Annotated in this window: 21 protein-coding genes, 2 tRNA genes and 1 pseudogene; 17 read left to right on the forward strand and 7 right to left on the reverse strand. The window is 56.2% G+C overall.

Annotated features, from left to right (window positions below; all coding sequences use genetic code 11):
* Nucleotides 1-60: 60 nt before the first annotated feature.
* The 8 genes from ACWGXE_RS04470 (at nt 61) to folE (ending at nt 5,732) form a co-directional block, all read left to right on the forward strand.
* Nucleotides 61-468 carry a hypothetical protein gene (locus ACWGXE_RS04470; protein ID WP_447601652.1) on the forward strand — a complete coding sequence of 136 codons (408 nt, stop codon included), beginning with the start codon at nt 61-63 and terminating at the stop codon, nt 466-468.
* Between the two features lie 122 nt (nt 469-590).
* Nucleotides 591-1,532 (forward strand): malate dehydrogenase, encoded by a 942-nt coding sequence (gene mdh / locus ACWGXE_RS04475; RefSeq protein WP_447601654.1) that lies wholly within the window; start codon nt 591-593, stop codon nt 1,530-1,532.
* A gap of 91 nt (nt 1,533-1,623) precedes the next feature.
* Nucleotides 1,624-2,214, forward strand: coding sequence for a urate hydroxylase PuuD (locus tag ACWGXE_RS04480; RefSeq protein WP_447601655.1), 591 nt, complete (start codon nt 1,624-1,626; stop codon nt 2,212-2,214).
* A gap of 237 nt (nt 2,215-2,451) precedes the next feature.
* On the forward strand, nt 2,452-3,756 hold the full coding sequence (gene nuoF / locus ACWGXE_RS04485) for an NADH-quinone oxidoreductase subunit NuoF (protein ID WP_447601657.1): 1,305 nt from the start codon (nt 2,452-2,454) through the stop codon (nt 3,754-3,756).
* 12 nt (nt 3,757-3,768) lie between these two features.
* Nucleotides 3,769-4,140, forward strand: a complete 372-nt coding sequence (locus ACWGXE_RS04490; protein WP_447601658.1) for a 2Fe-2S iron-sulfur cluster-binding protein — start codon at nt 3,769-3,771, stop codon at nt 4,138-4,140.
* Between the two features lie 80 nt (nt 4,141-4,220).
* Nucleotides 4,221-4,541, forward strand: coding sequence for an iron-sulfur cluster insertion protein ErpA (erpA, locus tag ACWGXE_RS04495; protein ID WP_447601659.1), 321 nt, complete (start codon nt 4,221-4,223; stop codon nt 4,539-4,541).
* A gap of 112 nt (nt 4,542-4,653) precedes the next feature.
* Entirely contained in the window at nt 4,654-5,079 is a 426-nt protein-coding gene (locus ACWGXE_RS04500) for a 6-carboxytetrahydropterin synthase (RefSeq protein WP_447601661.1), read from the forward strand.
* Between the two features lie 80 nt (nt 5,080-5,159).
* Nucleotides 5,160-5,732, forward strand: coding sequence for a GTP cyclohydrolase I FolE (gene folE / locus ACWGXE_RS04505; protein WP_447603866.1), 573 nt, complete (start codon nt 5,160-5,162; stop codon nt 5,730-5,732).
* An 8-nt stretch (nt 5,733-5,740) separates the two neighbouring features.
* Here folE and ACWGXE_RS04510 read toward each other — a convergent pair whose 3' ends face one another.
* Nucleotides 5,741-6,550, reverse strand: coding sequence for an alpha/beta fold hydrolase (locus tag ACWGXE_RS04510; protein WP_447601663.1), 810 nt, complete (start codon nt 6,548-6,550; stop codon nt 5,741-5,743).
* Between the two features lie 160 nt (nt 6,551-6,710).
* Between ACWGXE_RS04510 and ACWGXE_RS04515 the strand changes: the two genes are divergently transcribed.
* Together ACWGXE_RS04515 and ACWGXE_RS04520 are read left to right on the forward strand one after the other, a co-directional pair.
* On the forward strand, nt 6,711-8,009 hold the full coding sequence (locus ACWGXE_RS04515) for a replication-associated recombination protein A (RefSeq protein WP_447601664.1): 1,299 nt from the start codon (nt 6,711-6,713) through the stop codon (nt 8,007-8,009).
* A gap of 64 nt (nt 8,010-8,073) precedes the next feature.
* Entirely contained in the window at nt 8,074-8,448 is a 375-nt protein-coding gene (locus tag ACWGXE_RS04520) for a PilZ domain-containing protein (protein WP_447601665.1), read from the forward strand.
* 107 nt (nt 8,449-8,555) lie between these two features.
* Here ACWGXE_RS04520 and ACWGXE_RS04525 read toward each other — a convergent pair whose 3' ends face one another.
* Together ACWGXE_RS04525 and ACWGXE_RS04530 are read right to left on the reverse strand one after the other, a co-directional pair.
* Nucleotides 8,556-10,397: an ABC-F family ATP-binding cassette domain-containing protein gene (locus ACWGXE_RS04525; RefSeq protein WP_447601666.1), complete on the reverse strand. Its 1,842-nt coding sequence runs from the start codon at nt 10,395-10,397 to the stop codon at nt 8,556-8,558.
* A gap of 131 nt (nt 10,398-10,528) precedes the next feature.
* Nucleotides 10,529-10,604 (reverse strand) — tRNA-Ala (locus ACWGXE_RS04530).
* 247 nt (nt 10,605-10,851) lie between these two features.
* Here ACWGXE_RS04530 and ACWGXE_RS04535 point away from each other — a divergent pair.
* The 4 genes from ACWGXE_RS04535 to ACWGXE_RS04550 all read left to right on the forward strand — a co-directional run bounded on the left by ACWGXE_RS04535 (nt 10,852) and on the right by ACWGXE_RS04550 (nt 16,061).
* A complete protein-coding gene (locus ACWGXE_RS04535; protein WP_447601668.1) occupies nt 10,852-12,165 on the forward strand; it encodes an adenylosuccinate synthase in 1,314 nt (437 codons plus the stop codon).
* A gap of 80 nt (nt 12,166-12,245) precedes the next feature.
* Nucleotides 12,246-12,321, forward strand: a tRNA-Lys gene (locus ACWGXE_RS04540).
* Between the two features lie 1,187 nt (nt 12,322-13,508).
* Nucleotides 13,509-15,143 carry a hypothetical protein gene (locus tag ACWGXE_RS04545; protein ID WP_447601670.1) on the forward strand — a complete coding sequence of 545 codons (1,635 nt, stop codon included), beginning with the start codon at nt 13,509-13,511 and terminating at the stop codon, nt 15,141-15,143.
* 666 nt (nt 15,144-15,809) lie between these two features.
* The gene (locus ACWGXE_RS04550; RefSeq protein ID WP_447601672.1) at nt 15,810-16,061 is read left to right on the forward strand and encodes a hypothetical protein; all 252 of its coding nucleotides are present in this window, start codon (nt 15,810-15,812) and stop codon (nt 16,059-16,061) included.
* Between the two features lie 18 nt (nt 16,062-16,079).
* Here ACWGXE_RS04550 and ACWGXE_RS04555 read toward each other — a convergent pair whose 3' ends face one another.
* The 3 genes from ACWGXE_RS04555 to ACWGXE_RS04565 all read right to left on the reverse strand — a co-directional run bounded on the left by ACWGXE_RS04555 (nt 16,080) and on the right by ACWGXE_RS04565 (nt 20,591).
* Nucleotides 16,080-18,836: a PAS domain S-box protein gene (locus ACWGXE_RS04555; protein WP_447603868.1), complete on the reverse strand. Its 2,757-nt coding sequence runs from the start codon at nt 18,834-18,836 to the stop codon at nt 16,080-16,082.
* A gap of 306 nt (nt 18,837-19,142) precedes the next feature.
* Complete coding sequence (locus ACWGXE_RS04560; RefSeq protein WP_447603870.1) at nt 19,143-19,781, reverse strand: MEDS domain-containing protein; 639 nt, start codon at nt 19,779-19,781, stop codon at nt 19,143-19,145.
* A gap of 399 nt (nt 19,782-20,180) precedes the next feature.
* On the reverse strand, nt 20,181-20,591 hold the full coding sequence (locus ACWGXE_RS04565; protein ID WP_447601673.1) for a DsbA family protein: 411 nt from the start codon (nt 20,589-20,591) through the stop codon (nt 20,181-20,183).
* A 144-nt stretch (nt 20,592-20,735) separates the two neighbouring features.
* Between ACWGXE_RS04565 and istA the strand changes: the two are divergent.
* The 3 genes and pseudogenes from istA to istB form a co-directional block, all read left to right on the forward strand.
* Nucleotides 20,736-21,563: pseudogene (gene istA / locus ACWGXE_RS04570) on the forward strand (IS21 family transposase); the annotation flags it as partial.
* A 101-nt stretch (nt 21,564-21,664) separates the two neighbouring features.
* Nucleotides 21,665-22,003, forward strand: a complete 339-nt coding sequence (locus tag ACWGXE_RS04575) for a Mu transposase domain-containing protein (RefSeq protein WP_447603793.1) — start codon at nt 21,665-21,667, stop codon at nt 22,001-22,003.
* The gene (gene istB, locus ACWGXE_RS04580; RefSeq protein WP_447599474.1) at nt 22,000-22,782 is read left to right on the forward strand and encodes an IS21-like element helper ATPase IstB; all 783 of its coding nucleotides are present in this window, start codon (nt 22,000-22,002) and stop codon (nt 22,780-22,782) included. The genes ACWGXE_RS04575 and istB overlap by 4 nt, the downstream gene beginning before the upstream one ends.
* Here the strand turns inward: istB and ACWGXE_RS04585 are convergent.
* Nucleotides 22,736-23,434, reverse strand: coding sequence for a thioredoxin domain-containing protein (locus tag ACWGXE_RS04585; protein ID WP_447601675.1), 699 nt, complete (start codon nt 23,432-23,434; stop codon nt 22,736-22,738). The two genes, istB and ACWGXE_RS04585, sit on opposite strands and share 47 nt — an antisense overlap.
* Nucleotides 23,435-23,513 lie beyond the last annotated feature (79 nt).

Genomic DNA, 23,513 nt, shown 5'->3' on the forward strand with positions numbered 1-23,513 from the left:
ATAAGGTGTTCCGTAGGAAAACTCAGAACTCACAACTCACAACTCAGAACTTGGAGCAGCATGACCGACGAGCGTGAAAAACAGCCCGTTCCGCCCTGGCTCTACAAGCTGTTTACCGGGCATCAATACCCGTACGTCAGGCGACAGGCGAAATTCGCCAATAGGGATATCAAGCCGGGCGAAGAGCGGCCGGAACCGACCAAGCAGGAGATCGATGCGAAATTCTGGGAGATTTATCCCCGCTGTTCCGCCAAAATCCTCCAAGAGGTCAAATCGGGGATGATCGTGACCTTCGTGGAGCTGGGTGAATATGGACCAGGTTCCTATCAAGCTCTGGTCGACAAGCCGGAAGAGTTTCTCGCCGAGCGTTACGGGAAGAAAAAGATCAAAGTGAATTTTTATGACGGGGATAATTTCGTCTGCACGCAGAATTTCAAGGTCGGCGGCTGGACGGAACATGAACACTAGCTAGGAATGAGAAATGAGCAATGAGGAATGTGGAATGGTTGAAAGAAATATTCTAAGGTCCGGCTATTCACTCCTCATTCCTAATTCCTCATTTCTAATTTTTGAATCTTAGCGGGGGCAACATGGCAAGGCCGAAAATTACGGTGGTGGGTGCGGGGAATGTGGGTGGAACGGCCGCGCAGCGGCTGGCAGAGAAGGATTGCTACGAGGTCGTGCTCGTGGATATTGTGCCCGGGATTCCGCAGGGCAAAGCGCTCGACCTGACGCAAGCCGGGCCGGTCTGCGGGTACAGCACCAAGGTGGTGGGAACGAACGGGTATGAAGAGACAGCCGGATCCGCGCTCGCGATCATTACCTCGGGCATTCCGCGTAAGCCGGGCATGAGCCGCGATGAATTGCTCGCCACGAACGCCAAGATCGTATCGGGCGTCGTAAAGGAACTCATTTCACGGTCGCCGGACATCATCCTGCTGCTCGTGACGAATCCGCTCGACGCCATGGTGCACGTTGCATTGCAAGTGAGCAAGTTCCCCAAGTCCAGAGTGATCGGCATGGCCGGCGTGTTGGACACGGCGCGGCTGCGGGCCTTCATTGCCGAGGAACTCGGCGTGTCCGGGCCCAGCGTGGATGCGATGGTCTTGGGAGGTCACGGCGACACGATGGTGCCGTTGCTGCGCCATGCGACGGTGGGCGGCGTGCCGATCATGGAGCGGCTGTCCAGCGATCGAATGGATGCGCTCGTCAAACGGACCAGGGAAGGCGGCGCTGAAATCGTGGGTCTTCTGAAGTCGGGAAGCGCCTTTTATGCACCCTCGGCTTCGGCCGTCGATATGGTCGAGGCGATTGTGAAAGATCAAAAGCGCGTCCTGCCTTCCGCGGTGTTATGCGAAGGCGAGTACGGACTGCACAACGTCATCGTCGGCGTGCCGACTCGGCTTGGTCGCGGGGGCGCCGAAGCGGTCGTGGAGTACGACCTCACAGCCGAGGAAGGCGCGGCCCTTCAAGCATCCGCTGCGGCGGTTCGGGAATTGTGCGGGGTCGTCGATCGTCTCCTTCCAAATTAGCTGCTGCGCGCAGCCGCCCTTGCTTGACAAAATTGCAACGCCTACAGTAGACCATTTCACTTAGCAATCAACCGGAGAAGGTGAGGGACCTATGAAATTTCTTGAAGATCCGTATCAGACAATGGGTGTCGGCTTTGCACTCGCTGTCGTGTTGATATTGTTGTATTTGGGAATGGCGGGAATCGGAGCCGGAGACGCCGATTGGTTTGGACTCGTCTTTCGATGGATCCATTTCCTGGCGGGCATTACGTGGATCGGGTTGCTGTATTTCTTCAATCTGATCAATGCCGCATTCATGAAAACGCTGGATGGGCCGACGAAGAATATCGTGATTCCGAAACTGATGCCGTCGGCCTTGAATTGGTTTCGCCATGGCGCGACCGTCACGGTGTTGGCCGGGCTCGTTCTCTATTTCTATCTCTATTCCAAGGGTGGTACCGGCGCGATCGCGTTGGGGATTGGCGGGTTATTGGGCATCATCATGATGGTGAACGTGCATGCCATTATCTGGCCCAATCAGAAAAAGATCATTGCGGCCGTCTCACAGGCTGCGGCCGGTGGGCCTCCGCCGCCTGCCGAAATGGCGCAATGGGGAAAGACCGCACTGCTGGCGTCCCGCGTTAACTTCTTGTTATCCATCCCAATGCTGTTGTTCATGGGAGCGGGAAGCCATTTCAAATAGATTGCCGGGTTGACGAGGCCGGCCGTGGAGAGCGGCCGGCCTCCAGCCGGTTCCCACATGGCGTGTTTCAATATTTTTTTATCGCCGCTGGTCATTCAGGGCTATCGTTTTCTAGGTCCATGGGGCCGGAAGAGTCGGAAATTCAGGCCTAATCTCGCGCGGTTGGCTTGACGATCGCATGGGGCGGTCTTATAGTACTCCTTTGGCGATCGCGTTGAATCCATTACCAAGGACATTATGGGTACATCAGCCGAGCCGAGAGTCTTACAAAAAGTAGACGGGGCGCCCTGGGAAATCGATCCCTATATTCAGTCCGGGGGATACGAGGCTTGGCGGAAGTGCGTGAAAGAATTAAGCCCCGATGACATCGTCGGCGAAATCAAACGCTCAGGCCTCCGCGGTCGCGGAGGAGCGGGATTTCCTACCGGTACGAAGTGGGACAAGGTTTTACATCACCGCGTAAAGGAACGGTATTTCGTTTGTAATGCGGGAGAGCATGAGCCGGGGACGTTTAAGGACAGGCATTTACTGAAACAGATTCCCCATCAATTGATCGAGGGCTGCCTGATCGCTTCCTATACCGTGGGAGCCAAGGCCTCCTTTATCTATGTCAATCACGAGTATACGGAAGAAGAAGCCAACTTGAAAAAGGCGATCGCGCAGGCGAAGGAACGAGGCCTCCTTGGCAAAAACGTGCTGGGTACCGGTAAGGATCTCGAGTTGGAGGTGTTCTCCGGACACGGCAGTTATGTCGCAGGGGAAGAGACCGCGATGTTGGAATCCATGCAGGGCCGACCGGCCATGCCGAGACAAAAGCCACCGTTCTATCCGACGGACTTCGGGCTGTACGGCAAGCCGACGCTGGTCAACAACGTGGAAACGTTATGCAACATTCCGAAAATTCTCCGAAACGGAGCTGCGTGGTTTACCGAAGTCGGGACGGAAAAGTGCCCGGGCACGATGCTGTTCTCACTAAGCGGCGCAGTGAACCGGCCCGGTGTGTATGAAATGCCGATGGGCATCACGATTCGCGATCTCGTTGAGAAATGCGGCGGCGGCGTGCCCAACGGTCGCCGGATTAAGGCGGTCTTCCCCGGCGGTCCGGCTTTCGCGATGGTGACCGAAGATCAACTCGATCTTCCCATGGATTTCGACTCTCTAAAGAAAGCCGGCACCGGGTTAGGTTCAGCCGGCGTTATTGTCGTGGACGATGCCACCTGCATGGTGGCCCAGACGCTGAAGTTTTCCAGTTTCTTCAAAAACGAAAGTTGCGGGCAATGCCCACCTTGCCGGATGGGCACGATCAATCTGTCGATGCTGATCGAGAAAATCGAGCAAGGGGACGGAACGCCGAAAGATTTGGATACGCTGCTGCAGCTGTGTGGGTTCGTGAAAGGGACCGGGTATTGCACGCTGGTCACCGGCGCTGCTGTGCTCGTCCAGAGTAGCTTGCGCCTATTCCGGCATGAGTTTGAAGAGCATCTCCGCCTGCAGCGATGCCCGTACAAGCCGGTGCCGGAAGGAGCAGCGGCTACCGCTTAAGGAGTATCCGACGTGCCTCGGGTGACTTTTCTGCATTCTCAAGGTCGAACGGGCGAAGTGGAAGCCGATGTGACATTGCTGGAGGCTTCCAAGGCATTGGGATTTCCGCTGAATCATGATTGCGGCGGCAATGCCTCATGCACCACCTGCCGGGTCGAAGTGCAAATGGGCGGGGAGAATCTGTCCGAAATTGACTTTGAGGAGCAGGATTTACTCGACCGCGAAGCGTTGTCGGAACCATGGCATCGTCTGGGCTGCCAGGCGCGGGTGCAGGGAGATGTGGTGGTTCTTGTGCCGGAGACCAAATGGGCGGCGCCGACAACCGGCGGAAGAAATTCTGAGAGGGATTCTGAGTCGATAAATAACGGCGCCGGCCTTCCGTAAGGCGCCGAAGTGGTGGTAAACTGAGAGAAGCTGCACCAGCATCGCTGGATGCAGGCGGACTAAATGGAGGGAGATCTACTATGGTTACGATTACGCAGATCGCGGAACAGAAGATACGAGAGTTGATGGCGGAAGAGAAGGATGTCGTCGGACTCCGGATCTATGTCCGCGGGGGCGGATGTCACGGCTATCAATACGGAATGGCGTTCGAGTCGAAAATGGCCGAAGACGACACCGTAATCGAAAAAGGCGACGTGAAGGTCATCATGGACTCTCAGAGCGCGCCGTTGCTGCAGGGCGCCGAGGTCGATTATGTGGATAGTTTGCAGGGTTCAGGATTTTCAATCAAGAATCCGCAGGCCAAGACGACATGCGGATGCGGCAGTTCGTTCAGCGCCTAAGTCGCGCCGTTGCTCGCCTGGCGAGTCTCCTGACGATCGATTCTAATACGGTAGCCGGGGTCACCTTCAGAGTGGTCCCGGCTCATTTATTCTTTGGGACTAGGATGACGCAATGGGCTTCACGAGCGTGACCCGCCGGTACAGGTTTTGTGCGGCGCATCGTCTTCACACCGACTGTCTCTCAGCGGAGGAGAACCGGGCGGCATTTGGCAAGTGCAACAATCCGAATGGGCATGGCCACAACTATGTGGTGTTCGTCACTGTCGCCGCCGGTGAGGAATCAACGCCCTCCGACGTGAACAAGTTCGATGAAGTGGTGAGAGACACGATCGTGAAGCGGTTCGACCATCGGGATCTCAACCAGGATCCCCTGTTTGCGGACCGAACCACAACGGGTGAGAATCTGGTGGTCTTGATCTGGGACCTGTTGGAGAACCGATTGCCTGCAGGACAACTGACGAAAGTTGGAGTCATAGAAACCCGGGATAATTACTTTGAGTACTCCCGGCCGGCTGGTTCGGCAAGCGCGTATGAATGAGGTGGGACGTGGCTAAGGGGACAAGGCGATCACGGTTTGTGCAGGCTGGGTCGGTATCCAACAATGGAAGTCCCAAAGGGATCGACAAGGTTCCGGCGCTCGTGACGAAACTCTTACTCGACTTGGGAGAAGATCCCAGCCGGAACGGGCTGCTCAAGACGCCGGAGCGTGTCGCAAATGCGCTGCGTTTCATGACGCGGGGATATCACCAGGATATCGATCAGTTGCTCAATGGGGCGTTGTTCCCCATCGAATACGACGAAATGGTGATTGTGAAGGACATCGATTTCTTCAGCATGTGCGAACATCATCTGTTGCCGTTTTTCGGCAAATGCCACGTCGGGTATCTGCCGAACAAGAAGGTGGTGGGATTGAGTAAGATTCCGCGCGTCGTGGACACGTTCAGCCGCCGGCTCCAAGTTCAGGAACGGCTGACGACCCAGATTGCCGATACGCTGCAGCAGAAACTGAACGCCCATGGGGTCGCCGTAGTCATGGAGGCGAGACACCTCTGCATGATGATGCGGGGGGTGGAAAAGCAGAACACCATCGCGGTGAGCAGCTCAATGTTGGGCGCTTTCCGAACCCAACAGCAGACTCGGGAAGAATTCCTGAAGTTGATCCGTGGCAGCAGCATTCGGGACGGGGTGTGAGTGTGGCTCTAGCGCGCTGATCGGTCCTCGCCTAACCCATCCAGAAATTTCCCAACGACTTCATTGAACTGCTCCGGCTGTTCGGCGTTGCTCAGGTGCCCGGCGCCGGGAATGAGGGCCAACGTCGCGCCCGGAATGGCTTGCGCCATGAGCTGGGCTTCCGCAGGCGGGGTAGGCTGGTCCTCCTCGCCGACGATGACCAATGTCGGGCAGGTGATTTGGGCCAACAGGAAAGTGGAGTCCGGCCGGTCCGCCATGGCCATAGAATCGACAATGATCCCGCTCGGGTCATTGCTCTCAATGATGCCTCTGATCCGCGTCGCCAGCTCCGGTTTTGTCTTGACGGACGTGGCTCCCAAGAGCTTCGGGATCATGATGTCGGCCACCGCCCCGGGTCCTCGTCTGTACGCGGTTTGGGCCATCGCGAATCGGCCGGCGCGGCCTTCTTCACCGTCGGCTTGCGCTCGCGTGTCCGCCAACACCAGGGCTCGCACCCGGTCTGCGTATTTTCTATAGAAGGCGAAGCTCACATACCCTCCCATCGAGAGACCGATCAGTACTGCCTGCCTGACAGCCAAATGGTCGAGAAGGCCGGCCACATCATCGGCATATTGCTCCAGCGAGTACCGCCAGAGCGGTGCGTCCGATTCACCGTGGCCGCGGAAGTCGATGGTGATGGTGCGAAACCTCCTGGACAGGGCATCTTCCTGGGGTTCCCACATGGTGCGGTTCAGGGGAAAGGCGTGCAGGAATACCAGCGGCATGCCGGCGCCTCGATCGTTGTAGCCGATCGTCATTCCGTGAATCTGCGTCTTCATATTTCCTTACATCCTTCAATGGCCGGTCGCTTAGAAACGTCCCAGGCTAGGTACCATCGCCCGCGGTAGGCGGTCAAGGACTTATCGGGCTTGCTCGACCTTAGCCCGGTTTGCGAGCGTTCGGTATCGCCGTATACAATGGCTTCGGAGCCTATCTCATATGTCGAGTAGTCGCCGCCCTCATTCCCCTGGTCTGTTCAATCAAGGCAATCAGCCGGGCCAGCCTTCTATTGAAGCTCCGCTGGCGGACCGGCTGCGGCCGCGGCGCTTTGATGATTTTGTCGGACAGGAAGATATCGTCGGGAAAGACCGGCCCCTTCGGAAGGCGATCGAATCCGACCGGTTATCGTCCGTCATTTTCTGGGGACCTCCGGGATGCGGAAAGACCACGCTTGCCTATCTCATTGCAGAACATACGAAGTCTCACTTTGTGCCGTTTTCGGCGGTGACCGGCGGGATTCCCGAACTGCGCGAGATCATCAAACTGGCCGAACACCGAAAGGCCATGGGACAGCGCACCATTCTCTTCGTCGATGAGATCCACCGGTTCAACAAGGCGCAACAAGATGCGTTTCTCCCGCATGTTGAGCGGGGCACGATCATCCTGGTTGGCGCGACGACAGAAAACCCGTCCTTTGAAGTGATCTCGCCCTTGCTGTCCCGGTCGCTGGTCGTGGTCCTCGGGGCTCTTTCCGACGAGGCGCTGGGTCGGATTCTCGATCGTGCCCTTGTGGACAGCGAGCGGGGGATTGGGACCAGAAATGTGACGCTCGATGATGGAGCCAAACGAGGCCTGATCGGCTATGCAAACGGGGATGCCCGCTCGTTGCTCACCGCGCTCGAGTTCGTTGCCGGACAAGTCCAGCCCGGCTCCGACGGGAGGCGGGTCATTGACGGCAGGACACTGAAGACGGCGCTCCTCAATAAGTCCCTGCGGTACGATAAGTCTGGCGAGGAACATTACAATCTGATCTCCGCGTTCATCAAAAGCCTCCGGGATTCCGATCCAGATGGAGCCTTGTACTGGCTGGCCAGGATGCTGGAAGGTGGGGAAAATCCCCGGTTCATTGCGCGGCGCATGGTAATTTTCGCCTCGGAAGATGTGGGGAATGCCGACCCGATGGCTCTGGTTGTGGCCAATGCCGTGGCTCAGGCGGTTGAATTTGTCGGCCTGCCGGAAGCGCAGATCAATCTGGCGCAAGGCACGACCTATCTCGCCTCGCGCCCGAAGGATAATGCCTCCTATGTCGGCCTGCTGGAAGCTTTGCAAGATGCCAAGGAGGCAGGCAATCTTGGCGTGCCGCTGCATTTACGCAATGCCGTGACGTCCCTCCTACGCGATTTGGGGTATGGAAAGGGGTACCGGTATGTCCATAGCGACCCTTCGGCGCGGTCCAACCAGGAACACCTGCCTGAACCGCTCAAGGGAAGGCGATATTATCGGCCCAAGCCCTCATAACGAGATGAAAAAGGATATGGACAAAGTCGTGTAAACCGTTATACTGAGCGCAAAAGGGGACGGGATGGGCAAACAAAGCTCTGTCGAAAACCCCAACGAACGCCGCAAGTATGTCCGCGCGACCTTGGTTGGCTCAGCACTCGTATCGCCTAAGAGCGGTGGGAAGGCCTTCACGGCCGTTCTGGATAACGTCAATCGAATCGGCGCCGGGCTGCACGCCAAAGAAAATCCGCCGGCTCAGGAACGAGTCACCGTCTCCCTCGCGTTTCTCGATCCGGACCGGGTGGAACAACAGGAAAAATTGTCGGGAACGGTCGCCTGGGTCAAGCCTTGGGAAAAGGGCTATCTGATCGGCGTGGTGTGGGATGAATTGGTCACGAAGGAAAAAAACCGCTGGCTCTACTACTACCTCGAAGAGACCCTCAAATCGACAGTCTAGATCCTGAAAGTCTGTTCAGGGCGACGCGCTGCGGAGAGGCGCGTCTTGGCGCGCCGGGGCTGGGTTGCGTGAGAATACCGGCCTTTTGAGCATCCCTGCAAAAGTAGCTAGCTCGGCACGGCCAGCTTCTGCCTGATCTCCTCCAACTCTCCTGAGAGCGATTCCCAACGGGCGGTCATTCGGTCCAACTCCCGTTTCCATTGATCATGTTCCAGGTGTAATTCATTCCAGCGGGAAAAATCCTGATACAACTGCGGATCCGCCAATTCCTGATCCCGTGATTTGATGCGCGTCTCCAATCCCGCAATCTCACTCTCCGCCCGCGCCACCTGCTTTTCGAGGCGTGCCTGAGTTTTGCTCAGCTCCCGCCGGTCCCCTCCGGAAGACTTGGGTTGGACTTGCGAGGCCATGGCCTTCGTGGGAGCCGAGGATTTCGTTGCCATTTTAGGAGACAAATCTTCGCTGCTTTCCTTGATGGATTCGAATTCCTGCGCCTTCTTCCACAGAAAGTACTCATAGTCCCCGAAATAATTACGGGCTTGCCCCTCATCGATCTCCACGACGCGGGTCGCAATGCGCGTCAAGAACGTTGGATCGTGGGAAATAAAAATGATCGTGCCGGGAAAATCGGTGAGGGCATCGGTCAGCATGTCGACGGAGGCGGGATCGAGATGGTTGGTCGGCTCATCGAGCAGCAGGGTATTGGCCGGCTCGACCAGCATGCGGGCCAACGCTACGCGGTTACGCTCGCCGCCGCTCAGGGCCTTGATCGGCTTCTTCTGGTCCTGTCCCGAAAAGAGAAAGGCGCCCGCGATGCCGCGCAGAAAATTCATTTCAGCCTGCACCGACACTTCGGATAACGATTCGAGAATGGAATGTTCCGGATTGAGCGACTCGGCCTGGTGTTGCGCGAAATAATGGAGCGTGACGCCATGCCCGACGGTCCTGTTGCCTTTCTCAAAGGGAAGAACGCCGGCCAACATTTTCAGCAAGGTACTCTTTCCCGCGCCATTTTCTCCGACCAACGCGATTCGCTGGCCCCGCTCGACCGCGAAGTCCAACGATCGATAGATCACCTTGTCCCCATAGCTCTTTGCGACGCCCCGCAATTCCAGCACATGGCGGCCGCTGGCAGAAGGAACCGGGAACTTGAACCGGACCCGTTTGGCATCCCGTTGCCGTTCGATGACTTTGACTTTCTCCAGTTGCTTGATGCGGGACTGGACTTGGCTGGCTTTATTCGCCTGGTACCGAAAGCGATCGATGAATTTCTGAACCCGCGCCACCTCTTTGGCTTGGCGGGTGGCGGCGGCTTCCAATTGGGCGTCCCGGGCGGCCCGCATCTCGCGAAACTTTGTATAATTGCCGCGAAATTCCTGGATGCTCCGATCGCGGATTTCCCAGATGTGCGTGGCGATGCGGTCCAGGAAGCGCGTGTCATGACTGATCACGAGGAGCGTCAACTTCGAGTTCAGAAGAAAATTCTCAAACCATGCTTGCGTCGGCTTGTCGAGGTGGTTGGTCGGCTCATCGAGCATGAGCACATCCGGCTCGGACAGCAGCAGATGAGCCAGGGCCACCCGCATGCGATATCCGCCCGACAGGTTTTCGATCGGCCTGGTAAAGTCGGTCTCGGTAAACCCAAGACCCATGAGAATGCGCTCTGCCTCGTGCTCGGGATACAAATCCCGATGGGCCGCATCAAGGACAGTCTTGCCCGTGATGGTTTCCAGCTCCTGGGGCAAATAGCCGATTCTGAGGCGGGGACGCTTCCGGATGGAGCCTTCGTCCGGCGATTCTTCGCCCAAAATCATTCGGAATAAGGTGGTTTTTCCTACCCCATTGGGCCCGACCAGCCCGACTCGGGTGTTCGGCCGCAGGTGTGCCGTCGCACCGTCCAAAAGGACCTTTGTCGCAAATTGCTTATGAACCGATTCGAGTTGAAGCATGGAGTTGAATCCGTGAGGCGTGAAGCGTTAGGCGAAAACCACCGAGGATGTAACGCAACCTGAAGACTCTATCCGATCGCATCCATGACGATAAGGCTTAAAATAGCGACCGGCTCTAGCGAAGCTTGGTTTGGTGGAGCTGGCCGGGATTGAACCGGCGACCTCGTGAATGCCATTCACGCGCGCTCCCAACTGCGCTACAGCCCCACATTTAGGAGTCTTGAATTCTGAATGTTGAGTTTTGAGCTAAAAGCCGTCTTGTAGAGGGCAGACTCTAAACCCAGACAACGTAAGGACACATGCTATCATGCAGTCTTTTGGGCAGTCAAGAAATGCAATGGTACAAAACGTGCTTGACAAACCCTCGAGCGGACCCTACCATGATGCGCTCGTGGCTCTGGTCTCTCGATGAGATCAGGGCTATTTTTTCGACCGAGATGCAATAGAGAGTGGCATGGGAAATCTGGTGATCATCGGCGCCCAGTGGGGCGATGAAGGGAAGGGAAAGATCGTCGATATCCTGGCGCGCGACGCCGATGTGGTGGTGCGCTATCAGGGCGGCTCCAATGCCGGCCATACCGTTATCAACTCGCGGGATACGTTCGTTTTTCACCTGATTCCCTCCGGCATTCTGTATCGAGGCACATTGTGTATCATCGGGAACGGGGTGGTCGTCGATCCTGGCGCCTTGATTGAGGAAATGGATCATTTGCATGGCAAGGGCGTGAAGATCGGGAAGAACTTCACGGTCAGCGATCGGGCCCACCTGATCCTTCCCTATCATAAGGCCATCGATAAGGCGTCGGAGCAGTCGAGAGGGGTGCGCCGCATCGGGACGACCGGTCGCGGCATCGGCCCTTCCTATGTAGATAAGATGGCGCGCATCGGCATTCGCATGGGTGATCTGCTGAATCCGCCGCTGTTCAAGCAAAAGCTCGAAGAGAATCTCGGCGACATCAACTGGCTGCTCGAGCAACTACACAAAGTGGAAGTCTTTGAGCTGGAAAAGGTCTTCGATCAGTACATGGGCTATGCCGAGCGGGTGAAGAGCTACATTTGCGATACGACCAGCCTATTGAACAAGGCCATCGCCAATGGGAAAACGGTGCTCTTTGAAGGAGCGCAAGGCACCCATCTTGATGTCGATTTTGGAACTTATCCCTATGTCACCTCCTCCAGCGCGGCGGCCGGAGGCGCGTGCACGGGAACCGGCGTCGGGCCGACCAAGATCGACGGGGTCATGGGCATCGCCAAGGCCTATACGACCAGGGTCGGCAGCGGACCCTTTCCAACGGAATTGACGGACGAAGTCGGCTGCGGACTGCAAGAAAGGGGAAAGGAGTTCGGGGCGACAACGGGGAGGCCTCGCCGCTGCGGATGGTTCGACGGGGTGTTAGTTCGTCATGCCTCGCGTGTGAACGGCTTGACCTCGCTTACGGTGACGAAGCTCGATGTGCTCGATGGATGCAAGGTCCTGAAGCTGTGCCGCGGGTATCGTTACAACGGAAAGATCTATCGCGACATGCCGTCGGATCTCGAAGTCTTGAGCGGTTGTGAGCCGATATATGAAACATTGCGGGGATGGCATCAACCGACCACCGGTGTGACCAGCTATAAAAAGCTGCCGGCGGAGGCGAAGCGGTATCTGGCCCGGATTGAAGAATTGTCGGAATGTCCGATCGATATGATTTCCACCGGATCAAAGCGCGACGAGACGATCATTCTCCGCAATCCGCTGACGCAAGCTTGCCGCGGTCGGGGCAAATAAATCCTCCATGGCCAATCGTCATCCGGCGGTGTTAAGATGCGCGCGCAGCTGACTCTCCCCGGAAGACATCGTGATCAGGTGAGCCGGTAGCTCAGTCGGTAGAGCATCGCCCTTTTAAGGCGAGGGTCCTGGGTTCGAGTCCCAGCCGGCTCACCAGTTTTATGAAATACTTGTCCTGATCCCGCCACGGCCACTTTTCCCTTCATAGGACAATCCATAGGACAACGGATAGGCCTTTTCGAGGGTTTCTACGGCATGTCGAAGTTTGCGGTCCCATTCCGGCCCACCATGGGAATAATCAGCCGCCATTCCCGGCATTCGATGTCCGAGTAAGGCTTGTCGGACTTCATAATCAACGCCGAGCCTTTGGAGTCTAGTAGCAAATGTGCTCCATTTACTCGTTCGGTATCCTGGCGCTGTTCTACAGCCGTACTTGGGGGCCGGATGAGCAGAAATGTATGCCGAATCTTCTGACATCTCGGTTTCTGGAGCAGGACAAGTTGAAGGAGGATCGGACACAAACTTTGCGTTTTCAGGCGTAGCGGGCTTCCGCCTGCTCGTATCGGAACACGTGGATTTTTGGCGACTATAAGCATGTCCGCTCTACGCTAGAGTTGATTCCCTGGAAGGCAATGCCGTCGTGCAAGGAGCCGTCGGCGGCATCAACTTCATATTCTGATTCGATGGGAGGCTACTCAGGAAGGAATTATGTTCACCACCAGAATAAGGGTTCATTACGGTACTTCGCCAAGCGACAAGAGGTCCTTGTTTGGGCATTACAGTTGCCGCATCCCCTGCAAATCAGGGAAGGTAGGCAGTCTAACTGTGGACTCTTACGACAAACTGCTCATAGCCGAAGGTTTTGCAAAGCGATTCTCCAGGCATGGTGTTCCCGCGTGTAAAAAGAGCAACATCCTAACCGCGAATGAAGAATACACCGTGTATACCATGACTGAATGGGACGACGTTAGATCGTGAATTGGACATGAAGCGGCTCATGCTGGATCTGAACGAATCGCGACATCACGATCGTTCAGGATCCGAATTGGAATGACGAAGCTCGGATCAGTTGCGACTTCAGATTCAGGTGCGCTAAGGTCTACAAGCCACCGCCGTATAAGGAGTCCACCATTGTTCTGGATGCAATCAGTATGTCGTTCTTGTACTCTGCGGAGAAGATCTCCAACGACATGCGAAGGCGGGGCATTGCGTCGCGGTCCCAGTGAAGGTGAGGACATGACCAGGAACCCTCGTCCGGCGTGGAGGGTTAAACCAGCAGGTGGGGTCGCCATTCACTCCGTGCAAGGGGCACCGTCAAAATATGGTTTTTAAATGGGAGCCGTATGATGCGTATATTATCGCCTACCTTGGTCAGTAGATATAAGGTTCTTGCGATCATTTCTATCATGTCCGCCGTATGGGTGTTAGGGACGGCGGCTTACTCGGGGGCGAATGAGGGAGAAGTACGGGTCCGGCAAATCGGCCACCTCAATAGCGTCATCGCCGACAAAATCCAGGGACAGGTGAACGTCGTCCCGTTGACCCTGAAGCCAGACTCAGCGATCCTTCTTCAAGGCGAGGCGCTGCCCGGGCTGAAGCATGAACACAAGCAAGAACTAAGAGTGACGTATCGGGCTGGATATACCATCGTGCTGCTTGACGCCACTATGGAGCATATTAACGCCTTACACGAGATCATCGGAGCAGGCGTGAACTACAGTTCGCGTTCGAAAGATGGGGAGGGGATATTGGCGTATACCTTCCGACAAGAGAACCACGTTCCCATAGCCTCCTTGGCGAATGTGCATCCTAGCCCCCTGCAAACCCTAAGTGGCGATCCAGACCCCACTGGCGTTCAGGACCATAACCTGGCACTTATGCGGACTGCAGATCTCGTGGTAGCCGAATTAAGGCATATTCCGAATGTCAGTATGCCGGCCTCGCCCCAGGATCCAAATAAGCCAACAGACTGGCAATCCAGCCCACTGCAAAAAACGGTTTTCCAGCAAAATGGACCCGCAGGGGTCTACAACACCAGTGTGACTGTCTACGCCCTGCATAGCTGCCAAGCAGACACAAGAACGGGCCTCACATCGGACTACTACATGGTGACGGCGTTGGCTGACTGGACACCGACAAACGCCAAATTCCAGAGCGCCGCGACTGAGCTGGGTGACACATCCATGTATTACGACGCCACGAACAATACATACGTGGTGGCCAATTGGCGGGATGATCCCCAACGGACCTACTGCAGCTCACCTTCTTACTTTTCGAGTAACGCAGATATCTGTCGATACATTAATTACCCGCTTCAGTACGACGTCACAATGGTACCGATCAGTAACGGTTCCGTTGTCCAGATTGATGCAAAACCACCTGCTAGCCAGGGTCAGGCAACAACCTACACATCCGGTTTTATGTTCAATCTGGGGGGTACGGTGAATGTGTCAGGAAAGGGTCCGCAAGCGGGAATCTCTGCGGGTGTGACATGGAACAATATGACAGCTACCACCGTCCCCCCCCTTGAGCTGGACCTTAGCCAAACGGATAATGAGGGTGCCCATTGGACCTTCAAGTACTGCACCGGCGGCGAGGAACCGGACCCTGGCGCGAATTGCACCAGTCACGTGCAAATGGCAAAAGATGTGTGCCGGGCCCAGCTCGGGGACGACTCTGGTACCAATCCACAACAAGGCCAAACGCCTAAGGGCGCATTTACCGATGCGGTTCAGACAGCACTGTGGCAGGCAGGACCGGATACGCGCACGGGGAGAACGACTTTTGATATTGAAGTTGCTGTCACACCAAACATCGGATACACCACCGCCAATCTTTGGGCATTCGGTGATAGGGCTTCGAGCAGTGCCGGTTGTGATCCCAGTAGTTGCGACTGCGTCTCGAAAACAACCACTAATCAGTTACCCGGAGGCACCTATACGTTCCACATTCCATTGCCTTCGCTCCAATGTCAATAAGGACGTTGTAAGAGCGTTGGGTTTTGTCCCCGCAACTGGCTGCGGGGGACATCGTGTGTAATGGGTATAGGTTCGCTCTCTTAGACAACAAGCTGGGGATGCCGCCCAACGAAATCGTCAACCAAATCCAGGCGATGTCCAGAGAACTCGGACTAGATCTCAGCATCAGTTCCCAGTAATGGATCTTTCACCAACCGGTCCTGCTTCAGACCTCTTCCGGGCAGTCCCGCGTACTACGCGGCGAGTTGATGAAGCGCCATCCCGGCAAGGGTATTTAGAAAGAACCATCTCGCGATAAAGCAACCAATATCCAAATCGACACAGATATCGCTATTTCGATACGCAAGGCTGAGGTCTCTACAAACTGCTCGGTTCAGAACATGTCGATTATTCGGCCCTGTCCAATGTCCGGCCCAAAAGAGGGGCACGGTACTTTCTTTGCTTAACCAGCTCATGTACCACCTCGGCAGATGCTCTTGCTTAATATTCCGCGGTGGGCTCTGAATACGGTCGCTCAGCAAGGAGGCGAAGAAGGATCGGCCACCGGATAGCGCCCACGGTCTCTTCGCACCGCCGGGGTCATCGGAGCATGTACGGATCGTGTCGCTCGCAGGAGAAATGTGCTGTTGAAGGAGTGAAAAGAAGCGAATTGAAAAGGAGACCAGCATGGATCGGCGCAATGGGCTCTTTGCGGGGTGGTTGCTGATGGCTGTACTCTTTCTTGGAGCTTGTGTCCCGGATGTCTACCGGGCTGTGCCGCCGGTCGGCATGCCAGAGCACGACCAGCGGCGCGTCACTGCCTACTGTGCACGGTACTCTGACCCGGAGCCCTGCTATCTCGCGGCGGGCTATATTTTAGAGCCGGTCCAGAAACCGGACACGCGGATGGCACGGGTCGATTGGCAGACGACCTTTTGAGGCCGCCGGCAGTCCTAATCAAGTAAGTGTCGTACCCTTACGAGATGGTCCGGCGAAATCTTGTATCGTTCGATATAACTCTTCTGTGGCCTGCTCTTTACTCAGCAGAGCGGCTCCTCCCGCTTGGGCCAAGGCCTCGACGGTTTGAGGGGAACTTTGTACCGACAATCCGATGACTACAATGTGCGGCCAAGCTTGCTTTATTCGCCGCGCCGCTTCGATACCATTGAGGCGGGGGAGATTGATGTCCATTACTACCACATCAGGCTGGAGCCGGTGGGCCAGTGACACGGCCGCCTCGCCGTCCACCGCTTCGGCGATAATTTCCAAGTCCTCATACGTCTCAAGGATGCTCCGAAGTCCTTGTCGGACCATGGCATGGTCATCTACCAGCAAGACCCGTGAGCGCCTACCGCCGGTGTTTTCATTTTTCACGTCCATTCCGCTTGGCCGGAGAATCACGTTTTCGCGGGATGGGGCTTCTAACTCACTGCCCACAGTCAAACCCAATTCAATGCGGGTTCCTTGTCCCGGAATCGAATGGACGTAACACCAACCTGAAATGGCGTCCATTCGCTCCTGGATGCTAAACAGCCCGAATTGGTCGTCTGCGGTCCGATGCCGCATCACATTGGGATCAAATCCAATTCCATGATCCTCGACCGTAATCAGCCATTTATCGGCATCACGCATCTCGACCGAAATGACGGCTTCGGACACGCGGGCATGCTTGAGCACATTGAGCAGCAACTCTCGAGTGGCCTGAAAAAGAATATCCGCCGCATTATCCGGTAAGCGCGGCATGTTCGGCGTGAGGACCTGTACAGTAACAGTGAGTCCTTGCTGCCTCATCTGTTCTGCCAGCCATTGAATCGCCGGTACAAACCCAAGGTCATGCAATACGGAGGGGCTTAACTGAGCGATCAGCGTGCGGGTATAGCGGAGACAGTCCTGAAGTACCTTATCGATGTCGGTGAGAATTGCTTTATAGTCGGCTTCGACGCCAGCAGTTCCCTGTTTCGCTTGGCCAATTTTAATGCGTGCCAAGGCAAGAAGTTGAGCCAGATAGTCGTGGAGGTTTGTCGCGAGTCGACGCCGCTCACGTTGCTCTGTCCGACTGAGCTGGACGGCCAATGCCCGGAGCCGGTCTTGATAGCGAACCAATTGCTCAGTGCGCTCGGCCACTCTTGTTTCCAACTCCGCACTCCACCGAGCAAGTTCCCTCTCAGTGCTTTTTCGTTCCGTAATGTCTCGAAAGACCAGGACTACCCCCAGCAGATGCCCCGTCGCGTCTCGGATCGGTGCGGCACTATCGTCAATGGGCACCTCGGTGCCGTCCGGGCGTACCAAGACCGTGTGGTTGGCTAAGCCCATCACAATACCCTCCCGTATGACTCGGTCCACGGGATTTGCGGCCGGCCGACGTGTTTCCTCATTTACGATGTGAAAATAATCTACTAGTGGCTTGCCGACGATTTCATCCGAGGCTCTTCCCAGCAGTTGCAACGCTACCGGATTGGCAAACATGATTCGGGCTTGCGCATCGGTTGCGATCACGGCATCGCCAATGCTGGCTAACGTGACCAGCCATCGTTCTTGCGCTTCATGGATGGCTCGCTGGGCGCGTTTCTGCGCGGTAATGTCCCGCGCGATTTTCGACGCCCCGATAATTCGTCCGTCCTCGTCTTTCATGGGAGAAATGGTGAGCGAGATGTCACACAGAGTGCCGTCTTTCTTTTGTCGCACGGTTTCATAATGGTCAATGTGCTCGCCTCGTGCCAGCCGAGTAAGAATGTCCTCTTCTTCCGACAGTCGGTCGGCCGGGATAATGGTGGTAATCGATTTGCCGATCATTTCATTGGCAGCGTAGCCGAAGATTCGTTCGGCTCCGCGATTCCATGTCAACACGATCCCGTGGAGGTCCTTACTGATGACGGCATCGTCTGAAGACGCGACGATTGCCGACAACCGTGCCGCCATGCGGTTCGCTTGGCGACGTTCTGTGACATCCCGGAAGACCAATACCACGCCCACTAACCGCCCCGCTGAATCCAGAATGGGCGCGGCACTGTCGTCTATTGGACGTTCCGAGCCGTCGGGACGCACCAAAATCGTGTGGTTCGCAAGGCCGGCCGTCTGGCGACTCTGTAAGACGGCATCCACTGGACTAGGGATGGATTGGCGTGTGTCTTCATGGACGATGATAAAGACATTTGACAGCGGCCGGCCAATGATCTCATGTTCGGGCCGACCCAGTAATCTCACAGCGACCTGGTTGACGAACGTCACGCGGGCCTCTGCGTCCGTGGCGAGTACTGCGTCGCCAATACTTTGCAACGTGACGGTCAGTCGCCGCTGTATTTCCTCCAATCGGATACGACCCGCCTTTTCCTCTGTAATATCGCGCGCTATTTTAGAGGCCCCTATAATTTGGCCTTCGGTATTGCGGATGGGGGAAATAGTGAGTGAAATCTCGATTCGCTTTCCGTCTTTTCGGCGACGAATCGTTTCAAAATGGTCAACGCGTTCTCCTCTACGTAACCGATCTAGAATGTAGGTTTCTTCGGGGTGCAACTCCGGCGGGATAATTAGAAGAATGGATTGCCCGACGGCTTCTTCAGCCGTGTATCCAAAAATACGCTGCGCGGCTGGGTTCCAGCTCTGAATGACACCCGACAAATTCTTACTAATGATGGCGTCATCGGTTGAATCAACAATTGCTGCTAAGTACACCGCGGCTTGGATGTGGTCATCCGAAGGTCCGGACATCGACATCACGTATCAATCCCTGATAAATAGTGAAATTGAGCGGTTTGGATCGCAGAATCCCGACTGGGAATATTGCATCTAAACTGAAAGATTCTCCCATCCTAACACGGATAAATCCAGCTTCAAACCGGTGGATCTGGGGGGTAATCGTCTAGCAGACTCGTAAACTTATCGGTCTATGGTTTTATGCTTTGCGCGTTGATCGCCGCTGCCCTTGGAGATGCAGCCGCGGTGACCCGCAAAGATATCCGGGCAGGCGTTCCGGGAATGCTTTTAACTCGGCGGCCTCAGCGGCCTCGATGGCACAGACATTCAGCGTGCGGACCGGTCGTTGCACAGGCGAGTGATCACGGTATCGAGATCCGCATTTGATGGCAGGTGCGCCGCTGAAGATTTGCGAGAAAAATAGTGGGCGTTGAGCTGGGAAAGTGTCTCATTAATAAAGATAGTCTGATGAGTCATCAGGCCTGTCTTCATAACTTCAGGTGGTAACGTATCGGCGTGATATTGACAGATGCCGGAAAGCGCCGGTTGTGCGTGAAATAATTCTTCAAGCCTCCATTCGTATTCCATGAGTTTGGAAAAACCCTTCTCCGGTCCAAACTCCCAGCTCATATCACCTGTCACCCACAGACCCTGGTACCCGTCTTTCAACGCCTGAGCCACTGCTTCATTCAGTAGTGTAAGCATCCGATCAATGTCGAAGCTTCCATTGTTCAGATGCCCTCGGTCGGAGGACAGAACCAGCCTGCCTTCTATCACCGCCTTCGGGACATCCACTCCGGCCGCATACAGATAAGATCGCATTCCCGCCACCATGGGAGGGCTATTGAGGTACAGGCATCGGTAATTCTTGTTGAGGTTTTGTCGGATCAATGCGGTGAGTGCCGTCAAATGCCGGGCAGGAGAGCCCTCATAAATTAAGCATTGGTGTCGTGGGTCGTGTGGCATACGCTTCAAAGAGATCTGCACATATACGCGGTGGTTCAGTCCTGTTGAACACGGGCTCCAAATAATGACCCATATTACAGGAAAAGCTGTATGACATAAATAGAAATAAGGAGCATGTACCTATGAAGGTCCCAATGGAATACCTTATGCCGGTCCGGAAGCCGAACACGCGGATGGCGCGGGTGAGATTGGCAAACGACCTTGCGAGGCAAGCATTCAGCTCAAAGGCAAGTATCGATCGTTACCACATAGTTTGGATCCTGAAAGGAGCTGACTGGACACCTTGACGTCAAGGGGTTCACCGCCAGCAGTGGATTTGTCATACAGTGCCCAATGATCGCCCGTCGACTTGTATAACACGGGTGCCTGGGCTCTCGATATTTTAGTTGATGGGACGGATCACTTAGTCTCAGTGAGAGCTTTATCGATGAGGAATGTGAATTCCTCAAAGGATCTCGCACCGACAAGTGGGCGTCCGTTGATAAAGAAGGTGGGTGTGCTCGAGACGCCGAGCTTAAGCGCATCCTGTAGGTCGCCATTAACCTCCGCTGCGAAATCATGCGCGTTGAGGCATCGAGAGAACGCTGTCACATCCAGCGAAGCTTGCCGAGCCAGCAATTCGAAGTCCCATCCTGATCCGGGATATTGCTGCTCGAAGAGAAGATCGTGATACTCCCAGAATTTGTTCTGCGCCGCGGCGCATTGAGCCCCCTCCGCCGCTTGTTCGGCATGGACATGATTGGGGGCGGGATAGTCTCGATAGACCAGCCTGACCTTGTTCCCGTATTCTCGCAGCACTTCTTTCAGCACTGATGTCAGGGGTCATCCAATAATCCCCAGGTGTGGTCATTGAATTCTCCCCACCCATCCTAACGAAGGAGGAGAGAGATGGGACTTGACGAGACGGGAGCGTCGACGATCATGCGCGTCCAGGACCAACTTGGGGAGGCGTGCATGGTGGATCAGGAGCGGTGGGCGGAGATCCGACGGTTGTTTCATGAGGAACGGGTATCCATTTCGGAGATCGGGCGGCGGTTGGACCTGGATCGCAAGACCGTGCGTCGCAGTGTCCGGCAGACGACGTGGCAGCCCTATCGCCGGGTGGCGGTCGCCGAGACACTCTTGACCGCCCATGCCGACTTTGTGCGGGCCCGCGCCCCGCAGGTCAATTACTCCGCACGGATTCTCTACCAGGAGCTGCGGGCGAGCCGGAGCTACACCGGCAGTTACGAGACGGTCAAGCGGTGTGTGGCACCACTGCGTGAGGTGCAGATGCAAGCGGAGCGGGCCCTGCTGCGCTTTGAGACGCCGCCAGGGCAGCAAAGTCAGATTGATTGGGGGCAAGCGTTGGTCCCCTTTCGCGCCGGCGCCTCGGTCGTGCACGTGTTCGTGCTCACCTTAGGCTTCAGCCGACGCGGGTTCTATTACGCCTGTGCTGACGAGCGACTCGCGCAGTTTCTCGAGGCCCACGAGCGGGCCTTTGCCCATTTCGGCGGGCATACCCGTGAGCATCTGTATGACCGGCCGCGGACAGTCTGCTATGCGGATGACACCGGACGGCGCCTCTGGAATCCGACCTTCAAAGCGTTTGCCGACTACTGGGGCTTCGAGCCGCGGGTGTGTCGGCCCTACCGCGCACAGACCAAGGGCAAAGTCGAATCGGGCGTGAAGTATGTGAAGCGGAACTTCCTGCCGGGGCGGACGTTCGTCGATGTCGTCGACTTCCAAGCCCAGCTCGACGAATGGAATGCGACGATTGCCGACCGTCGCTTGCATGGGACCACACATGAGCCGCCGATCACGCGGTTCGAGCGGGAGCGCGGGCAATTGGTGCCGTTGGCAGGGCAGCGCAGCTTCCAGCAGGAAGCGCGCGTCTCGCCATCGTGGCCGAAGACTATCTCGTCAGCCTGGACACGAACCGCTACTCCGTGCCCTTCCGGCTCATCGGCCAGCGAGTCGAGGTACAGCGACGGGGCGAGATGGTGCACATCTTCCATCGCGACCGCGAGGTCGCCAGCCATCCCGTCCTCGCTGGCACCCACCAATTCCGCATCCTGCCAGAACACGGCCCTGGGGCCATCGCGCGCATCGCACGCCAGCGCCGGTCGACACGAGGCGAGTCGGCCCCATGGGCGGCGGTCCTGCCGGAGGTCGAGATCCGGGATTTGGCCTGCTACGAGACGCTGTGCGGACGCGTGAACGCGCACGAGGTGCAGCCATGAACCCCGCCCAGCTCGAACGACTCCGCGAACAGTTGACGCGCTTGCGGCTTTTCACAAGCCGCGAACGACTCGACGCGCTCTTACAGGAGGCCGCGGCGAAGGACCTCTCGTATGCGGACTTCCTCGACCAGGTGCTCAGTGAAGAAGTCGCCGCCAAGGCCGAAAAGAACATTACCATGCGCACCAGTCTCGCGCGGTTTCCGTTTGTGAAGAGTCTGGACGCCTTCGACTTCGCGTACCAACCCTCCTTGGATAAGAAGCAGATTCAGCAGGTGGCGACCTGTCATTTCATCGAACACGGCGAGAATCTCGTGATCCTGGGACCGCCCGGCGTGGGCAAAAGCCACCTGGCCATTGGGCTAGGACTCAAAGCCATTGCGCAGGGCTACCGGGTCTTGTTCACGACGGCGGCCGCCATGATTGCCACGCTCACCCGGGCGCTCACGGAGAATCGGCTGGAGGACAAGTTGAAGCTCTACACCATCCCGCGGTTACTGATTATTGATGAAATCGGCTATCTGCCGATTGACCGCACTGGAGCCAACTTGTTTTTCCAGCTCATCTCGCGCCGCTACGAGAAAGGGCCGATGATTCTCACCAGCAATCAGAGCTTCGGCGCCTGGGGGGAGGTGTTTGGCGATCGGGTGCTGGCCACCGCCATCCTGGATCGGGTCCTGCACCACGCCATCACGATCAATATCCGCGGCCATTCCTACCGCCTGAAGGAGAAGCTCAAAGCCGGCTTGGTGCGACCCGAAGAAGCCACAACCACAACCTAACTGGGTGGGGACTTTTCGATGACCATAACTGGGGAAATTTGGGTGACCCTTGACACACTGACACACTTTCCCTGCAATACGGACATTGAAAGTCTGAAAATTCTATAATAGTCACCGGCGCCGTAGCTGATCCTATTGAAGGATCATCGTCGGCCGAGACCGGGACAACGGGTTCAGTAACCGGATGCAGTAGGACCTCAATTGAAGTGCTGCGCCGCAATGCTACGATAAGTGCTTGCTGCCGTTGGTCTGATGTCCGTGCATCGGCGGTGCTCTCCAACAGTTCCTCGACGGTTTTCCGCGTCCGCTTTGCTTCAATGCGCAACAACTCGGCATCGATAAGCTGCTGCACTGAATACTGGAGCAGTTGCAACCGTCGCTGATCCAATTGGTAGAGTGGTAGGGCTATGTGGCGCTCTGCTTCTTCAAGCGTAATCGAATGACCATCTACCCTGGCAATCACACGCGAGTCTGTTGAATCGGAAGGCTTTGATGGCAGAGGCGTACCGGAAAGGATAAACCATGCTGCAATGATGCAGAAAAACATGACGAGGCTTGAGTGCCAAAGGAATGCCTTCACGATAGCCGATCCTTTCGCTGACGGATCACTAAAGATCGCCCGCAATCGCGACGGTCGGGCTGTATCGAACATCCGAGCGTGATTGTCGTCTGGTGAGATGGCGGTAGCTATCCCCCCACCGGAGAGGACCAACACCTACTAGTGACGAATA

It is taken from the genome of Nitrospira sp. Nam80 (assembly GCF_965152575.1).

Excerpts from the sequence above, each read along its gene's own strand:
- ACWGXE_RS04470 (WP_447601652.1), top strand. The coding sequence starts at position 61 with ATGACCGACGAGCGTGAAAAACAGCCCGTTCCGCCCTGGCTCTACAAG.
- mdh (WP_447601654.1), top strand. The coding sequence starts at position 591 with ATGGCAAGGCCGAAAATTACGGTGGTGGGTGCGGGGAATGTGGGTGGA.
- ACWGXE_RS04480 (WP_447601655.1), top strand. The coding sequence starts at position 1,624 with ATGAAATTTCTTGAAGATCCGTATCAGACAATGGGTGTCGGCTTTGCA.
- nuoF (WP_447601657.1), top strand. The coding sequence starts at position 2,452 with ATGGGTACATCAGCCGAGCCGAGAGTCTTACAAAAAGTAGACGGGGCG.
- erpA (WP_447601659.1), top strand. The coding sequence starts at position 4,221 with ATGGTTACGATTACGCAGATCGCGGAACAGAAGATACGAGAGTTGATG.
- ACWGXE_RS04500 (WP_447601661.1), top strand. The coding sequence starts at position 4,654 with ATGGGCTTCACGAGCGTGACCCGCCGGTACAGGTTTTGTGCGGCGCAT.
- ACWGXE_RS04510 (WP_447601663.1), bottom strand. The coding sequence starts at position 6,550 with ATGAAGACGCAGATTCACGGAATGACGATCGGCTACAACGATCGAGGC.
- ACWGXE_RS04515 (WP_447601664.1), top strand. The coding sequence starts at position 6,711 with ATGTCGAGTAGTCGCCGCCCTCATTCCCCTGGTCTGTTCAATCAAGGC.
- ACWGXE_RS04520 (WP_447601665.1), top strand. The coding sequence starts at position 8,074 with ATGGGCAAACAAAGCTCTGTCGAAAACCCCAACGAACGCCGCAAGTAT.
- ACWGXE_RS04525 (WP_447601666.1), bottom strand. The coding sequence starts at position 10,397 with ATGCTTCAACTCGAATCGGTTCATAAGCAATTTGCGACAAAGGTCCTT.
- ACWGXE_RS04535 (WP_447601668.1), top strand. The coding sequence starts at position 10,852 with ATGGGAAATCTGGTGATCATCGGCGCCCAGTGGGGCGATGAAGGGAAG.
- ACWGXE_RS04545 (WP_447601670.1), top strand. The coding sequence starts at position 13,509 with ATGATGCGTATATTATCGCCTACCTTGGTCAGTAGATATAAGGTTCTT.
- ACWGXE_RS04550 (WP_447601672.1), top strand. The coding sequence starts at position 15,810 with ATGGATCGGCGCAATGGGCTCTTTGCGGGGTGGTTGCTGATGGCTGTA.
- ACWGXE_RS04555 (WP_447603868.1), bottom strand. The coding sequence starts at position 18,836 with ATGTCGATGTCCGGACCTTCGGATGACCACATCCAAGCCGCGGTGTAC.
- ACWGXE_RS04560 (WP_447603870.1), bottom strand. The coding sequence starts at position 19,781 with ATGCCACACGACCCACGACACCAATGCTTAATTTATGAGGGCTCTCCT.
- istB (WP_447599474.1), top strand. The coding sequence starts at position 22,000 with ATGAACCCCGCCCAGCTCGAACGACTCCGCGAACAGTTGACGCGCTTG.
- ACWGXE_RS04585 (WP_447601675.1), bottom strand. The coding sequence starts at position 23,434 with ATGTTCGATACAGCCCGACCGTCGCGATTGCGGGCGATCTTTAGTGAT.